The organism is Sphingomonas sp., assembly GCF_013816785.1.
GTDB lineage: Bacteria > Pseudomonadota > Alphaproteobacteria > Sphingomonadales > Sphingomonadaceae > Sphingomicrobium.
Map to the genome: position 1 here is coordinate 1 of NZ_JACDDV010000054.1, position 14,253 is coordinate 14,253.

Annotated in this window: 17 protein-coding genes and 1 pseudogene; 7 read left to right on the plus strand and 11 right to left on the minus strand. The window is 63.6% G+C overall.

Features of this window, described 5'->3' with window-relative positions; translation table 11 throughout:
- The coding region (gene katG, locus H0W65_RS10450; protein WP_294007374.1) for a catalase/peroxidase HPI at nt 1-1,944 on the plus strand (1,944 nt) is incomplete at its 5' end.
- Here the strand turns inward: katG and H0W65_RS10455 are convergent.
- The gene (locus H0W65_RS10455) at nt 1,937-2,872 is read right to left on the minus strand and encodes a hydrogen peroxide-inducible genes activator (RefSeq protein ID WP_294007376.1); all 936 of its coding nucleotides are present in this window, start codon (nt 2,870-2,872) and stop codon (nt 1,937-1,939) included. The two genes, katG and H0W65_RS10455, sit on opposite strands and share 8 nt — an antisense overlap.
- Nucleotides 2,873-2,936: 64 nt before the next feature.
- Nucleotides 2,937-3,677 carry a sulfite exporter TauE/SafE family protein gene (locus tag H0W65_RS10460; protein ID WP_294007378.1) on the minus strand — a complete coding sequence of 247 codons (741 nt, stop codon included), beginning with the start codon at nt 3,675-3,677 and terminating at the stop codon, nt 2,937-2,939.
- A gap of 194 nt (nt 3,678-3,871) precedes the next feature.
- Here H0W65_RS10460 and epsC point away from each other — a divergent pair, with 194 nt between their 5' ends.
- Entirely contained in the window at nt 3,872-4,558 is a 687-nt protein-coding gene (gene epsC / locus H0W65_RS10465; protein WP_294007380.1) for a serine O-acetyltransferase EpsC, read from the plus strand.
- On the plus strand, nt 4,555-4,899 hold the full coding sequence (locus H0W65_RS10470; protein WP_294007382.1) for a DUF2794 domain-containing protein: 345 nt from the start codon (nt 4,555-4,557) through the stop codon (nt 4,897-4,899). Before epsC ends, H0W65_RS10470 begins: the two co-directional genes overlap by 4 nt.
- 137 nt (nt 4,900-5,036) lie before the next feature.
- Here the strand turns inward: H0W65_RS10470 and H0W65_RS10475 are convergent, their stop codons facing one another.
- On the minus strand, nt 5,037-5,339 hold the full coding sequence (locus H0W65_RS10475; protein ID WP_294007383.1) for a glycine zipper 2TM domain-containing protein: 303 nt from the start codon (nt 5,337-5,339) through the stop codon (nt 5,037-5,039).
- A gap of 345 nt (nt 5,340-5,684) precedes the next feature.
- On the opposite strand from H0W65_RS10475, the gene H0W65_RS10480 reads away from it, so the two are divergent.
- Nucleotides 5,685-6,404 carry a haloacid dehalogenase type II gene (locus H0W65_RS10480; RefSeq protein ID WP_294007385.1) on the plus strand — a complete coding sequence of 240 codons (720 nt, stop codon included), beginning with the start codon at nt 5,685-5,687 and terminating at the stop codon, nt 6,402-6,404.
- A 39-nt stretch (nt 6,405-6,443) separates the two neighbouring features.
- The gene (gene alr / locus H0W65_RS10485) at nt 6,444-7,472 is read left to right on the plus strand and encodes an alanine racemase (RefSeq protein ID WP_294007387.1); all 1,029 of its coding nucleotides are present in this window, start codon (nt 6,444-6,446) and stop codon (nt 7,470-7,472) included.
- Here alr and nth read toward each other — a convergent pair.
- The 5 genes from nth to H0W65_RS10510 form a co-directional block, all read right to left on the minus strand.
- Entirely contained in the window at nt 7,441-8,106 is a 666-nt protein-coding gene (nth, locus tag H0W65_RS10490) for an endonuclease III (RefSeq protein WP_294007389.1), read from the minus strand. The two genes, alr and nth, sit on opposite strands and share 32 nt — an antisense overlap.
- A complete protein-coding gene (gene dapB / locus H0W65_RS10495) occupies nt 8,103-8,813 on the minus strand; it encodes a 4-hydroxy-tetrahydrodipicolinate reductase (protein ID WP_294007391.1) in 711 nt (236 codons plus the stop codon). The genes nth and dapB overlap by 4 nt, the downstream gene beginning before the upstream one ends.
- Nucleotides 8,814-8,873: 60 nt before the next feature.
- Entirely contained in the window at nt 8,874-9,314 is a 441-nt protein-coding gene (locus H0W65_RS10500; protein WP_294007393.1) for a hypothetical protein, read from the minus strand.
- 105 nt (nt 9,315-9,419) lie between these two features.
- Nucleotides 9,420-9,872, minus strand: coding sequence for a thioesterase family protein (locus tag H0W65_RS10505; RefSeq protein ID WP_294007395.1), 453 nt, complete (start codon nt 9,870-9,872; stop codon nt 9,420-9,422).
- 78 nt (nt 9,873-9,950) lie between these two features.
- A complete protein-coding gene (locus H0W65_RS10510) occupies nt 9,951-10,700 on the minus strand; it encodes a DUF72 domain-containing protein (RefSeq protein ID WP_294007397.1) in 750 nt (249 codons plus the stop codon).
- Between the two features lie 20 nt (nt 10,701-10,720).
- On the opposite strand from H0W65_RS10510, the gene H0W65_RS10515 reads away from it, so the two are divergent.
- Nucleotides 10,721-11,422, plus strand: a complete 702-nt coding sequence (locus tag H0W65_RS10515; protein WP_294007399.1) for an NAD-dependent deacylase — start codon at nt 10,721-10,723, stop codon at nt 11,420-11,422.
- Here the strand turns inward: H0W65_RS10515 and era are convergent.
- The 3 genes from era to lepB form a co-directional block, all read right to left on the minus strand.
- A complete protein-coding gene (gene era, locus H0W65_RS10520) occupies nt 11,419-12,312 on the minus strand; it encodes a GTPase Era (RefSeq protein WP_294007401.1) in 894 nt (297 codons plus the stop codon). The two genes, H0W65_RS10515 and era, sit on opposite strands and share 4 nt — an antisense overlap.
- A gap of 118 nt (nt 12,313-12,430) precedes the next feature.
- Nucleotides 12,431-13,093, minus strand: coding sequence for a ribonuclease III (gene rnc / locus H0W65_RS10525; RefSeq protein ID WP_294007402.1), 663 nt, complete (start codon nt 13,091-13,093; stop codon nt 12,431-12,433).
- Nucleotides 13,090-13,941: a signal peptidase I gene (gene lepB, locus H0W65_RS10530; RefSeq protein WP_294007404.1), complete on the minus strand. Its 852-nt coding sequence runs from the start codon at nt 13,939-13,941 to the stop codon at nt 13,090-13,092. Before lepB ends, rnc begins: the two co-directional genes overlap by 4 nt.
- A 79-nt stretch (nt 13,942-14,020) precedes the next feature.
- Here lepB and H0W65_RS10535 point away from each other — a divergent pair.
- Nucleotides 14,021-14,253, plus strand: a pseudogene (locus H0W65_RS10535) (glucose-6-phosphate isomerase); the annotation flags it as partial.

Sequence of the window (14,253 nt, forward strand, 5' to 3'; positions counted from 1 at the left end):
TCGTGGTGGCCGGCGGACTACGGGCATTATGGCCCCTTCTTCATTCGCATGGCGTGGCACGCTGCCGGGACATATCGCACCGCCGATGGTCGAGGCGGCGCGAGCAGCGGGCAGCAACGCTTCGCCCCCCTCAACAGCTGGCCCGACAATGGCAACCTCGACAAAGCGCGCCGCCTGCTTTGGCCGATCAAGCAAAAATACGGCAAGAATATCAGCTGGGCGGATCTGTTCATCCTAGCTGGCAATGTCGCGATCGAATCGATGGGCGGACCGGTGTTCGGCTTCGGCGGCGGCCGCAAGGACGTGTTCGAGGCCGAGCGCGACATTTATTGGGGCGCCGAGGAGAAATGGGTCGAGGGCGCCGAAACGCGAATTCAGCCCGACCGCGAACTTGAGCTCGAACACCCGCTGGCGGCGATCCAGATGGGCCTGATCTACGTCAATCCCGAGGGCCCGGGCGGCGTTCCCGATCCGCTTGGCTCGGCGCGCGACATCAAGATCACGTTCGAGCGGATGGCGATGAACCATGAGGAGACCGTTGCGCTGACCGCTGGCGGCCATACGTTTGGCAAGTGCCACGGCGCCGGTGACTCGACCCTGGTTGGCGCCTCCCCGGAGGAAGCGGACATCGCGCTTCAAGGTCTGGGCTGGACCAGCGGCCACGAGACCGGGATGGGTGAGCACACCATCACCAGCGGCCTGGAAGGAGCCTGGGTCAACACACCTACCGAGTGGTCCGCGAATTACTTCCGTCTGCTGCTCGACTATGAATATGAATTGGTCCGCTCGCCCGCCGGCGCGCAGCAGTGGCAGCCGATTAACCAAAAGCCGGAAGACATGGCCCCGGCCGCGCACGACCCATCGAAGCGGGTGCCGACAATGATGACGACCGCGGACATGGCGCTCAAGGTGGATCCGGAATTTCGCAAGATTTCGGAGAAATTTCGCGCTGACCATGAAGCGTTCAAGGACGCCTTTGCCCGTGCCTGGTTCAAGCTCACCCACCGCGACATGGGGCCGAAGGGCCGCTATCTCGGCCCCGAAGTGCCTGCTGAGGACCTGATCTGGCAAGACCCGATCCCCGCCGGGACAAAGCCGTCGGATGGCGACGTGTCGGCGTTTAAGGCGTCGATCCTCGCCGCCGGATTCAGCGTCGGCCAGCTGGTTAAAACTGCCTGGGCCTCGGCCTCGACCTTCCGCCGCTCCGACCGTCGCGGCGGCGCGAATGGCGCGCGCATCCGCCTCGCTCCGCAAAAGGACTGGAAGGTCAACGAGCCCGAAGAACTATCGCGGGTCCTAGGCAAGATCGACGAGCTGCGCGGCAATCTGTCGATCGCCGACGCCATCGTGCTGGCCGGCACCGCCGCGGTCGAGAAGGCGGCAAAGGACGCCGGTTACGCGGTCGAGGTACCCTTTACCGGCGGCCGCGGCGACGCGGCGCAGGACTGGACCGACGCCGACAGCTTCGATCCGATGGAGCCCAAGGCGGACGGGTTCCGCAACTACCTCGAGACCAAGCATAGCGTGAAAACCGAGGAGTTGCTGCTCGACCGCGCCTCGTTGCTCGGATTGTCGGTGCCGGAGTTGACGGTGCTGCTTGGTGGCCTGCGCGTGCTGGGCGCCAATCATGGCGGCAGCAAGAACGGCGTACTCACCAACCGCATCGGTCAACTGACCAATGATTTCTTCGTCAACCTGCTCGACAACGACACCTTCTGGGAAGTGGTCGACACCAGCGGTGACGAGGAGTTCGTCGGCTCCGATCGCGGTGGCAGGCAGCAGAAGTGGCATGCCACCCGAACCGATCTGATTTTCGGATCGAACAGCCAGTTGCGCGCGACCGCCGAAGTCTTTGCCGAGAAGGGCAATGAAGAGAAATTCGTGCGCGACTTCGTCAAGGTTTGGACCAAGGTGATGAACGCCGACCTCGACGATCTCAATTAGGCCTAGGCGACCTCAGTGGCGGAAGTGAGCTGCGCGCGATCTCGCGCAGCGCATCGGCAAGCAGCCGGAACTCGTCTTCGCGCGGGCTCGACCGGCGCCACACCAGCGCGATCTGGCGCTGGTGGTGATCGGCCACGAGCGCGCGCGCCGCGATGTTCGTATGGTCGAGGATTCCAGCCTCGATCGCCATCGCCGGCACGAAGGTCACACCCAGGCCGTTGTCGACCATCTGCACCAGCGTGTGCAGCGATGTGCCCAGCATCGTCGCTCCGGCGCGAAGCTCGGGCCGGTTGCAAGCCGACAGTGCATGGTCCTTCAGGCAATGGCCGTCCTCCAGCAGGAGTAGGCGGTTTTCGTCGATAGCACTGGCATCGACCGTGTTGCCGGGCGGTGCTTCGTTGGCCGGAAAGGCAACGAACAGCGCATCATCGAGCAATTCGAAAATCTCGACATCGCCGCACGCGTACGGCATCGCCAGCAACACGCAATCGAGTTGGCCGCGATGGAGCGCATCGCACGCCGCCTGGCTCGGTTCTTCACGAAGGTACAGCTTAAGGTCGGGCCACTGCGCCCGAAGCTTCGGCAGCATCGCGGGCAGCAGAAAGGGGGCGATGGTCGGGATGACGCCCATTCTTAACTCGCCGGTCAGCGGCTGCCCCTCGGCACGCGCCATGTCTGCCAGTTCCTCGGATTCGCGCAGCACGCGGTGCGCCTTTTCGGCAATGCGGATGCCGAGCGGCGTGAAACGGACGACGCGGCGGGTGCGCTCGACCAGCGTGACGCCGACCAAAGTTTCGAGCTCGCGCAAGCCCGCCGACAGGGTCGATTGAGTGACGAAGCAGCTTTCCGCAGCCCTGCCGAAATGACCGTGCTGGCGAAGCGCGACGAGGTACTGCAATTGCTTAAGGGTTGGCAGATGGGCAATCATTGGCGAGTCCGATTAATATAACCGATATAATCGCCAATTACGATTAATCCAAGTCGGCGGGAAATCAGCCGAGCAGACGGTATAGGCCATAGCCACTGGTCAACGTCACGAGCGCGCCGACAAAAGTCAGCAGCCTGTCGGGGTTGACCCGCTTGGCAATGCTGGCGCCGAACGGAGCAGCGAGAACCCCGCCAATCAACAGCCCCGCCGTGGCCTTGAGCAACAGCGCGCGGTCTTCGGCGTTGCCGATGAAGGTCAGGGTGGCGAGAAAGGTCGCCGAAATAGTAATGGTCACGAAGAATTCGGCTGTATTGACGGTGCCAATCGTCTTGCGGGGGTTGCTGCCCTGAACCAACAGGTTGGTGGTGACGATCGCACCCCAGCCACCGCCGCCGGCCGCGTCGAGGAACCCACCAGCCAGCCCCAGCGGCTCAACAATCCTGGGCTGCCGCTCTGTATGACGATGCATTACACCGCGGTAGAAGAGGTAAAGGCCAAGGCCGGTGAGATAGGCCAGGACAAAGGGCTTGGCATCGTCTGCCTTGATCTGGGTCAGGACATACGCCCCCAGCACGCCGCCGATAACGCCAGGGATGACGATCCGGACAAACAAGCGCCAGTCGACATTGCGATGCGCGATATGGCTGATCCCTGAAACCGCCGTGGTAAAGGTTTCGGCGGTGTGCACGCCGGCCGAAGCCGCCGCGGGCGGCACCCCCATGATGATCAGCAGCGTGCTCGAAATCTGGCCGAACGCCATGCCCAGCGCGCCGTCGACCAATTGCGCCGCAAAGCCTATCAGCATGAACGGGACGAGGGCGGACGGATCGGCCAGAAGGTCGGCGAAAATGCGCTTATCTCCACCCTGTTATTCTCGACTGCTTGCCGCAGATGCTGCGATGCGGCAAGCCGGTCCGACGCGGTTACGGGTCCATTCGGCTTTTCATTGCGGACGCAAACCCTTAAATTGAGCGCGAACGATCGAAGGGACGCACTGGCTTGGCATCGACATTCATCGCCTATCTCGATTCGGTGAAGACGCGCGATCCGGCGGCGCGGTCGCGCTGGGAAGTGCTGCTCTATCCCGGCGTGTGGGCGTTGGCCTTCCACCGCGTCGCCCACTGGCTTTATGGAGGCGAGCTGTTCTTCCTTGCCCGCTTCGTCAATCACACGGCGCGGCTGCTGACCGCGATCGACATTCATCCCGGCGCGAAAATCGGCGCCAATTTCTTCATCGACCACGGCTTCACCGTCATCGGCGAAACGGCCGAGATCGGCAACGATGTCACCATCTACCAGAATGTGACATTGGGCGGGACCAACCCGTCGACCGGCATAGGTGGGAAGCGTCACCCAACGCTGAGGTCGGGGGTCGTCATCGGATCAGGGGCGCAGGTGCTAGGGCCGATCGAGGTAGGCGAGGGCGCTCGGGTCGGCGCCAATGCGGTCGTGACCCATGATGTCGATCCGGGATCGACCGTGGTTGGCATTCCAGCCAAGGCGGTAGCGGCGGAGGCGGTCCATTACAGCCCGGGCTTTATTCCGTACGGCACGCCATGCGGCGAAGATTGCGATCCGGCGCTGATGCGGGTGATCGAGCTCGAGGCCGCGCTTGCCGCGCTCCGCGACGAGGTCGCGATGATCAGGGCGGAGCAGCTTCCGGCGCCCAAGGCCAAAAGCGCTTGAGTGTCGTAACCCCGTTCCCGCACCCGCGGGATCGTCAGGTCATCGCCGCGTTCGACCGTCTCGAGCTGCAGCGCATTCTTGACCTTTATGGCCGGATGGTCGCGGCCGGCCACTGGCGGGACTATGGCCTGTCGTTCGGCCCGGAGGTGGCGACCTTTGTCGCCTTCCGCCGCGCGGCCGAGCGTCCCGAGGTGCGGATCGAGAAACGTCCCCGGCTTCGGTTGAAGCAGGGGCCGTTTGCTTTGGTTGGCGAGCATGGTGCGGTGCTCAAGAGGGGGCATGACCTACCAGGCGTGCTGGCCCCGATCGAGCGCCGGCTTCTGAGGCTGGTTGAGCAATAGCGAGCGACCGACCGACCAGCGGGAGCGGTCGGTCTGGCTGCGGCGCACGTGTATTATTTTGTCAATTCAGGAGAAGGGTGGCCGGCGCCGGGTCACGGGGGGGTGGACCGGCGCCGGCCGAACTGATTCGCTAATAATTAGCGGCAGCGCGTCCTGCGGCTGCGCTCGACCGAGCGACCGATGACGGCACCCGCAGCGGCACCGAGGATGGTGCCGGTGGCGCGTGAGCCATGGGAGTCAATCGCCCGACCGACCAGCGCTCCGCCGGCGGCGCCGACGATCAGCCCGGTGGTGCCGTTTGAGCGGCGGCAGCGCACGCGACCATTGGAATCGCGCCAGGTGCGCCCCTGGTAATAGCCATTGTCCTGCGCCAGCGCGACGCTGGGCATCACGGGAACAGTGAGGGAAGCGGCGGTTAACGCCAGCATCAGCTTCCGCATAAAATTACTCCTTGTTGTTGGTTGTCCTAATGCAACGCGACGACCTTGCGCGCAGTTGCATGAACCTTAAACAACATGCCAAGCGAATTAACCTCGCCTTGCCCCATTAACGACGAACGGAAGACGCGGACCGGCGGAAAGCATGGGTTTTTGGCCAATTTTACACGTGGGCTGATTGAAAGCCGACGGGTCGATGAAGGCGAAAAGGGGATGCGACTGCGGCGCGGTCCAATGAGGTGTCTTCGCGGAGCGCCCGCCTCGAAACGGTGACAATTTAGCCCGCTGTTCTTGCCTGCGTCGTGCGAGCGCCTTAGGCCCCGCCGCCGACGTAGTGAGAGACAGAACATGAAGCTATCGCAATTCAAGGTGCTTAGTTTCGATTGTTACGGCACGCTGATCGACTGGGAAACGGGGCTTAGCAGAGCGTTGCGTCCGCTGCTTCGCCGAAGCGGCTCTGACATTTCCGATTCTGACCTGCTTGAGGCCTACGGTCCGATCGAGCATGAGATGGAAAAGACAAACCCGGGCCTGCGCTATTCCGAGCTGCTAATAAAGGTTCATGCCCGCTTGGCTCAGCATCTCGGCGCCGGAGATGACGCGGCGGAAGCCCAGGCATTCAGCCGATCGGTTGGCGACTGGCCAGCGTTTCCCGATGCATTGGAGGCGTTGCGCTATCTGAAACAACATTTTCGCCTGGTGATCCTGTCGAACGTCGATCGGGCAAGCTTTGCCGGCAGCAATGAGCGGCTTGGCGTTGAGTTTGATCATGTATTCACCGCCGAAGAGATTGGTTCGTACAAACCGTCGTTGCGAAATTTCGAGTTCATGTTGGAGCGGCTTGGTGGCGCGGGCATTGCCAAGAGCGACCTGCTGCACGTCGCCCAGAGTCTGTTCCATGACCATGTCCCCGCGAATCAACTCGAGATCGCGTCGGCGTGGATTGACCGGCGGCATGGAAAGAGCGGTTCGGGCGCGACGCCGGTTGCGGAACAGAGGCCGCGCTATGACTTCCGCTTCACCTCGCTGGCCGAACTGGCGGCCGCTCACCAGGCGGAGCAGAGCTAGCTTCTCGACTGTGCCAAGCCCGGCCGCTATCGCCGCCTGATGCATCAAGCGCTCCGCCTCCGTCTCGATACCGCGGCGCTCATTTCCAACTGGCGCTGGCTGCAACAGGCCGCTGGCGTCACTGCTGGAGCGGCGGTCAAGGCGGACGGTTATGGCCTCGGCGCGCGCGACGTGGCGCGGCTGCTGGGCGAGGCCGGGTGCCGCGATTTCTTCGTGTCGAGCTGGGCCGAGGCGGAGGCATTGGGGCCGCTGCCTCGCGGCGCCGCGCTGAGCGTGCTGCACGGCGTCGGGCCGGGGGACCTTGAAGCGGCGCTGGTAAATAGTGCGCGGCCGATACTCAGCACGCCGACACAGGTCGCGCGCTGGAAGGAGGCGGCGCCGGGGCGCCCGTGCGACGTGATGGTCGACACCGGGATGAACCGCCTTGGCGTGCGTGCCGACGAGCTCCATTTGCTCGGCGGCCTCCAAATCGAGACGCTGATGAGCCACCTCGCATGCGCAGACGAAGACAGCGCGATGAACAACGTGCAGCGCGACCGCTTCGCGGCCGTGGCAGCGGCGGTTGATGCCAAGCGCTACAGCCTGGCAAATAGCGCAGGCACCTGCCTTGGCCGTGAGTTTGCGTTCGACCTCGTCCGGCCCGGCCTCGCGTTGTACGGCGGCGTGCCACGCGAAGAGGCCGAGGGTCACATCGCCCAGGTCGCCTTCCCCGAAGCCGAGGTGCTGCAGCGCCGGACGATCAAGGCGGGCGAGAGCTGTGGCTATGGCGCGACTTGGCGCGCGGCGAACGACATCGAGGCGGCGATCGTCAATATCGGTTACGCCGACGGCTATCTGCGCTGCTTCGCCGGCAGAGGGGCGGCGAGCGTCGGTGACAAAGCGTTGCCGTTGATCGGGCGCGTATCGATGGACCTGGTCGCTCTCGACGCGTCGGCGGCGCCGGAACTGGCCGAGGGAGAATGGGTTACGATGGACTATGCGCTGCCCGAGGCGGCCGAGGCGTCCGGGCTGGCGCAATATGAGCTGCTGACCGGCCTTAGCCAGCGATTCGAGCGGATTTGGGTTTAGGCGCCGGGGTCTTTGGCTCAAAGGCGCACAGATCGACTACCGGACATCGCCAGCATTCGGGCGTTCGCGCCTTGCAGGTGTAACGGCCGTGCAAGATCAGCCAATGGTGAGCGTTGGTGAGAAACGGTTCAGGCGTGACCTTTTCTAACTTCAACTCGACCGCCAGCGGGGTTTTGCCCTTCGCCAGGCCGGTGCGATTGGCGACGCGGAAGATGTGGGTGTCGACGGCGATCGTCGGCTGGCCAAAGGCGACGTTGAGCACGACATTGGCGGTCTTTCGGCCGACCCCCGGCAGCGTTTCAAGCGCGGTGCGATCGGTCGGTACCTCGCCGCCATGATAGTCGACCAGAATGCGCGCGGCGGCGATCATGTTCTTCGCCTTGGTGTTGAACAGTCCAATGCTCTTGATTCGGTCGCGCAGCGCCTCCTCGCCAAAGTCGAGCATCTGTTGCGGCGTGGTCACTTGGGCGAACAATCGACGCGTCGCCTTGTTGACCCCGACATCGGTTGCCTGCGCCGACAATGCGACGGCGACCAGCAGGGTGTAGGGATTGACATACTCCAGCTCGGTCCGGGGCGACGGGTCAGCCTCGGCAAGGCGCCGGTAGAATTCGAACGCGTCAGCCTTCTTCACAACGAATCGATGACGTCGCGCATCGTGTAAAGGCCCGCCGGTCGGCCATGGAGGAAGCGCGCTGCGGTGAGCGCACCGCGGGCGAATATCGCGCGATCTTCGGCGCGGTGAGACAAGACCAGCCGCTCGCCCGGACCAAGGAACATCACGTCATGGTCGCCCGCCAAAGTCCCGCCGCGGATTGATGAATAGCCGATCGCGCCCGTGGCGCGCTGCAGGCCGGCGCCCGACCGGCCACGCTCCTCGTCGCTGGCCCCGCTGCGCCCGCGGCTCGCGGCTTGCCCTAGATAAAGGGCAGTGCCGGACGGCGCGTCGGCCTTGCCCCGATGATGGGCCTCGACGATCTCGATGTCCCATTCCGGGCCGAGCAACCGCGCCGTGCGCTCGACCGAGTCGGCGAGCAGGGCGATGCCGAGCGAAGTATTGGCGGCGCGCAGCACCGCGACGTGGGTCGCGGCGTCGGCGATGCGGCGCTCGGCAAAATCGTCGAGCCCGGTGGTGCCGACGAGGATCGGGATGGCGGCTGAAACCGCTCGGTCGAGGCTTGCCGCCAGAGCCGCGGGTGACGAGAAATCGATCAGGACGTCGCCACGATCGGGATCGATGGCGAAGCCTGAAACAGCCGAAACAGCCTCGGCGATGGCGATGCCCATGCGACCCTTCGGCGCGAACAGGGTCAGGCGGAGCGGTTGCTTGGGATCGCGCATCGGCACCTCATGGCGAAACCCCGGGGCGCGCGCAACGGCGCGGCCCCGAAGCTGAGGTCATCAGTGCTTGAAAACCAATTCTTGGAGAAGCGATGATCCGCCGAGATGACGGAATTTCGCTCGGACGCCGCTTTGCGCATCCTGCTGCCGGCTGTCGCTGGCAAGATAGGCGTTGAGCTCCTTTTCCCGAGACTCGTCTTCTACAGGCGTCGTCACGTGATCGGTGATCGTGACTAGGAAAAGATCCGGCTCGTTGGCACGTTTGTTGACGTTGGACAGAATGTAGTAGTTCTTGATCCAACCCTTCGACTTGCTGAATTGTTGAATCTTGCGGTACTGGCTGGCAAGAAAATCGGCATAGTCGCCGAAATGGCCGTCATCGATGGTGATTTCGGTTACGTTCCAGAAATTGCCGCCCTTTAGCGGAATATCCTGTGCGAACACCGGAGTTGCCCACAGAAGGCCCGCCGCGCCAAAGGCGGCCAGAAGTTTTCCACGCATATGATGCTATCCTTTTTCCCGCGGCCAGGCCCATCCCCGAAGTCCGCCCAGGACAGCGTCGCCAAATCCCGCGCACGCTCACTGGCGGCGCCGCCCCGGGCGGCATTAACCACAGTTCCGCGAGTCGCTCCTAACGCAAATTAAACAAGCGGGTTGACGGTGTCCCCTGGGAAGGAAGCGGGTGGCGATGTCGCGGGCCAGCCGCGCCGGGCGGCGGGTGACGGCATCGAGGCAGCACCATTGGCTGGTAACCTCGGCGACAACCTCTTCGCCGCGTTTGATGATTGTCGTGAAGAAGGCCTTGGCGCCCTGCATCCGCTCGGCGACGACAGCGGCCACTACCAAATCGTCGAGGAAGGCAGGGCGGCGATATTTGATCTCGTGGCTGAGGGCGACCCACAGATGCCGCGCGACCGCATCAGCCGGCGCGACCATCTGCCAATAGGAGATCACCGCCTCCTGCACCCATTTCAGATACACGCTGTTGTTGACATGACCCATATGGTCGATGTCGGTGGGCAAGATGCCGATTGGGTGTTGATAGGCGGTAAAACTCATGGCAGCGGGCTGCCCCTTGCTGACATGAATGTCAATAGAGAGCCAAGGCAATCGCTCGTGGCTAGCGGCCGAATGCTTCTATCCCCGCTTCAGGCGCTCGATCAACCCGGTCGCCGCCGCCGGATTGCGAACCTTCGCCCCGCTGATGAAGAAAACATAGGTGTCGCCGCGCGACGCCCAGATCTTGGCGCGGTCGGCCCAATCCTTGAGCGACGCCTCGTCGTAGCCGGTCGGGCAGGTTTCTATGCTTCGCTGCAGCCGGGAGTAGGTGAAGTCGGCGGTCGGCTCTTCGATCTCGGGAAACTCATCGCTGTCGGCAAAGACGATCGCCGCGTTGGCCGCTTTGGCGAGCGATAAGAAGGCCGGATCGCGAAAGCTGTCGTGGCGGACCTCCAGCGCATGGCGGAGACGAAGACCATCCTGTTTTTCGGGCAGGAGCTTGAGGAAGGCGGCGAAGTCGTCGGCATTGAATTTCTTGGTCGCCATGAATTGCCACAGGATCGGGCCGAGCCGGTCGCCAAGCTCAGTGATACCCTGATTGAGGAAACGCCCGATCGATTCCGCGCCCTCGGCGAGGATTTTGCGGTTGGTTGCATATCGTGACGCCTTGACGCTGAACTGGAAGCCGTCAGGGACCGCCTCGGCCCATTTGGCGAAGGTCGCGGGTTTCTGGCTGCCATAATAAGTGGCGTTGATCTCGATCGCGGTCAGCCGTTCGGCGGCCCAAGCAAGTTGCTTCGTTTTGGCGAGCCCGTCAGGATAGAAGGTGCCGCGCCACGGATCATAGTCCCAGCCGCCTATGCCGACGCGAATATTGCCCTTGGTCATCGGCTCCCTATAGCGGCGCGATGCACGAAATCGACAACATCGTCATCCTGACCGGTGCGGGGATCAGCGCCGAAAGCGGCCTCAACACCTTTCGCGCCGCCGACGGGCTGTGGGAAGGCCACCGGGTCGAGGATGTCGCGACGCCCGAGGCGTTTTTGCGTGATCCGGACCTGGTCCATGAATTTTACGATGTGCGACGGAAGCGGCTGGGCGAGGTCGAACCCAATGCAGCTCACGTCGCCTTGGCACGGCTCGACGCCGAATGGCCGGGCGAATTGCTGATCGTGACACAGAACGTTGATGACTTGCACGAGCGGGCAGGGGCGAAGCGACTGCTCCACATGCACGGCGAGCTCCTTCAAGGCTGGTGTCTCCGCTGCGACGAGCGCTTCGGATGGGCCGGGGCATTGGGAGAAGGCGCGGCCTGTCCGAGATGCCAGACGCACGGCATGGTCCGCCCTGACATCGTCTGGTTCGGAGAGATGCCTTACGGGATGGAGCGAATTGAGGCGGCGCTGCTGGAGGCCGACCTGTTCGTCTCCATCGGCACCTCGGGCGCGGTTTATCCTGCCGCCGGCTTCGTCCAAACCGCAAAATATCGCGCGGCGAGGACGCTGGAGATCAACCTCGAGCCAAGCCAGGGAAGCATCTTTTTCGACGAGCGGCGCTTTGGCTTGGCGAGCGCCGAAGTGCCGAGGTGGGTAGACGAGACCTTATTTTAGTCCGCCCACTCCAAGCCGATTTCCTTGTAAAGCCCACGATCCTCGTCCCAGCGCGGATTGACCTTGACGTGCAAAAACAGGTGGACCTTGCGGCCTAAATGCTCGCCGATCGCCTCGCGCGCGGCTGAGCCGATCGCCTTGAGCCGCGATCCGCCCTTGCCGACGATGATCGCCTTCTGGCTTTCTCGCTCGATCAATATCTGCTGGTGAATGACCGTGGAGCCGTCCCCGCGATCCTCCCATTTTTCGGTTTCGACCGCGGCCGAATAGGGGACTTCGGCGTGAAGTTGCAGATAGATTTGCTCGCGCGTCAGCTCCGCCGCGACCATGCGATCGGTAGCGTCGGTCAACTGGTCTTCTGGGAAGTGCCACGGGCCTTCGGGCATGGCCGCAGCGAGATGCCCCTTGAGGTCGGGCACGCCGTCGCCATTGATAGAGGAGACCATGAAGATTTGTTCGGGTTTGAGCCGCTCGGCGAGGCGCGCGGCGAGGACCAGCAAATCCTCCTTCTTGGCGATGTCGACCTTGTTGAGGACGAGAATTTTGGGTTCCGACCGCGCCTCGACCCCTTCCAGCAACTGCTCCACACGCGCGCCAACCTTGGCGGCGGCGTCGATCACCAGCACCACCCGATCGGCATCGTCGGCGCCTTCCCAAGCGGCCTTGACCATCGCCCGGTCGAGGCGGCGGTTGGGGGTGAAGATGCCTGGCGTATCGACCAGCAACATCTGCGCCTCGCCTTCGATGGCGATGCCCATCAGGCGGGCGCGGGTGGTCTGTGCTTTGGGGCTGACGATCGCCACTTTCTGCCCGACGAGCGCGTTGACGAGGGTCGACTTGCCCGCGTTGGGCGCACCGAGCACGGTGACCAGGCCGCAGTGTTGCGTCATGAGCCCTCCCCCTCGATGGGGGAGGGTTGGGTGGAGGCCGCCTCGACTTTTCCGGAAAAATCACCCCACCCCAACCCCTCCCCATCGAGGGGAGGGGCTTCGCGAATTGCTCTCTGAATCACTTCAGCTTCTCCACAAGCGCGGCAGCGGCAGCGGTTTCGGCTTCCTGCTTGGAATCGCCCTCGGCCTCGGCTTCGCCATGACGAGGCAGGCTGACCTTGACCCGGAAACGCGGTGCGTGGTGCGGTCCGAAGCGCGTGACCAGCTCGTACAGCGGCACGCCGAGCTTCTTTTCGGCCGCCCGTTCCTGCAGGTCCGATTTGGGGTGGACCGGCGCGCGCAACTGGCCGTCGAGGAACGGCGACCAGTGGCTCCTGACGAAGGCATCGGCGCATTCCAGTCCGCCTTCGAGAAAGATCGCCCCGAGCAGCGCCTCGACCACGTCGCCAACGACATTGTCGCTCAAATTGGCCTGATCCTCGCGCGCCTGCTTGCCGAGGCGGATGTGACGCGGCAGGTCGATCGCGCGCCCGACCTCGGCGCAGGTCTCGCGCGCTACCAGCGCGTTATAGCGGCGGCTCATCTTGCCTTCGGGTTCGGTTGGGAAGCGCTCATAGAGCCAGTTGGCGACGACCAGGCCAAGTACCCGGTCGCCAAGGAATTCCAGTCGTTCATAAGTCTCGCCGCCATGGCTGCCGTGAGTCAGAGCGCGCTGGAACAGTTTGGAATCCTTGGGCGGTAGGGTGAGCGCTTCGGCGATGAAGGGCGGCAGGTCGATCATGGATGATAATCGGTGCCGAGGCGGGGCGTGCGCAACGCGGTAAACCAGCTGACCGGGTTGACCCAGCTGGCGCTGCCGTCGGTCGACCAGAAGGCCAGTTCGGCGCGCCCGACGACATGGTCGATCGGCACGAAGCCCATGCCGCCGGCCTCAACCGGATAGCGGCTGTCCAAACTGTCGTCGCGATTGTCGCCCATCAGGAACAGCCGGCCCTGCGGCACGACGACGGGGCCAAAATTGTCAGCGAAGCTGTTGTCGACTTGGTCGAGCACGACGTAGGGGCGGCCGCCGGGCAAGGTTTCGCGATAGGCCGGAAACAGGCAGCTTTGCGCACCGTCGAGCCTGCTTCGGATTTGAGCAACCGCCGGCGGGACGACGCGGCATGGGCTATTGGGCGAAACGGACATGGCGAAATCTTCGATCCGTCCGCGCGGCACCGGCTTGCCGTTGAGGATGACGTGCCCGGCGTCGACGGCGATCAGGTCGCCGGGCAGGCCGATCACCCGCTTGACCACATCAGCGCCCTCGGGGCCGACGAACACTACCACGTCACCGCGGTTCGGGGTCGACCCCAAAATGCGCCCGTTGAACGCGGGAACATGGAAAGGGAAGCTGGCGCTCGAATAGCCGTATGGCCATTTGGAAACAAACAGATAGTCGCCGATCATCATCGTCGGCAGCATCGATCCCGACGGGATGCTGAACGGGGCGACGATCAGGCTGCGGAGAATCCAAGCGGCGACCGCCAGATACAGTAGCGACTTCAGGAACCCGCCGGGCGTTTCCTTGACCTTTTCCGAAGCGGGCGCGCTGTAACGGTGGCGGGCGAAAGGGAAGGGAAGGGCCATGCCGCGCGCTTCTTGTGTCTGCGCGCGTCGAGGTCAAGCGGGGATGGCAATGACGCGCGTGGCGACTATGAGGCTGCCCATGGCGAATCTGGACCGCGACGCCGCTTGGGCGGCAATTGAAACACATCGCCCGGCGCGGCTGACCGAATTATTTTCCAGCGACGCGAGCCGCGTTGCGCTCCTGTCGCGCGACGCCGCCGGCATCCATTTCGACTGGTCGAAGACGCATCTCGACTCGGCCCTGATCGGCAAGTTCGAGGCGCTGGCGGCTGCCGCCGACTATCGGAGGCACCGCGATGCGCTGTTCACGGG

What these genes read in the sequence shown, in the direction of transcription:
- H0W65_RS10500 (WP_294007393.1), bottom strand. Translation starts at nt 9,314, where the DNA reads ATGCGTGGAAAACTTCTGGCCGCCTTTGGCGCGGCGGGCCTTCTGTGG.
- rnc (WP_294007402.1), bottom strand. Translation starts at nt 13,093, where the DNA reads ATGATCGACCTGCCGCCCTTCATCGCCGAAGCGCTCACCCTACCGCCC.
- era (WP_294007401.1), bottom strand. Translation starts at nt 12,312, where the DNA reads ATGACGCAACACTGCGGCCTGGTCACCGTGCTCGGTGCGCCCAACGCG.
- H0W65_RS10480 (WP_294007385.1), top strand. Translation starts at nt 5,685, where the DNA reads ATGAAGCTATCGCAATTCAAGGTGCTTAGTTTCGATTGTTACGGCACG.
- lepB (WP_294007404.1), bottom strand. Translation starts at nt 13,941, where the DNA reads ATGGCCCTTCCCTTCCCTTTCGCCCGCCACCGTTACAGCGCGCCCGCT.
- H0W65_RS10460 (WP_294007378.1), bottom strand. Translation starts at nt 3,677, where the DNA reads ATGCTGATAGGCTTTGCGGCGCAATTGGTCGACGGCGCGCTGGGCATG.
- H0W65_RS10515 (WP_294007399.1), top strand. Translation starts at nt 10,721, where the DNA reads ATGCACGAAATCGACAACATCGTCATCCTGACCGGTGCGGGGATCAGC.
- alr (WP_294007387.1), top strand. Translation starts at nt 6,444, where the DNA reads ATGCATCAAGCGCTCCGCCTCCGTCTCGATACCGCGGCGCTCATTTCC.
- dapB (WP_294007391.1), bottom strand. Translation starts at nt 8,813, where the DNA reads ATGCGCGATCCCAAGCAACCGCTCCGCCTGACCCTGTTCGCGCCGAAG.
- H0W65_RS10455 (WP_294007376.1), bottom strand. Translation starts at nt 2,872, where the DNA reads ATGATTGCCCATCTGCCAACCCTTAAGCAATTGCAGTACCTCGTCGCG.
- H0W65_RS10510 (WP_294007397.1), bottom strand. Translation starts at nt 10,700, where the DNA reads ATGACCAAGGGCAATATTCGCGTCGGCATAGGCGGCTGGGACTATGAT.
- H0W65_RS10475 (WP_294007383.1), bottom strand. Translation starts at nt 5,339, where the DNA reads ATGCGGAAGCTGATGCTGGCGTTAACCGCCGCTTCCCTCACTGTTCCC.
- H0W65_RS10505 (WP_294007395.1), bottom strand. Translation starts at nt 9,872, where the DNA reads ATGAGTTTTACCGCCTATCAACACCCAATCGGCATCTTGCCCACCGAC.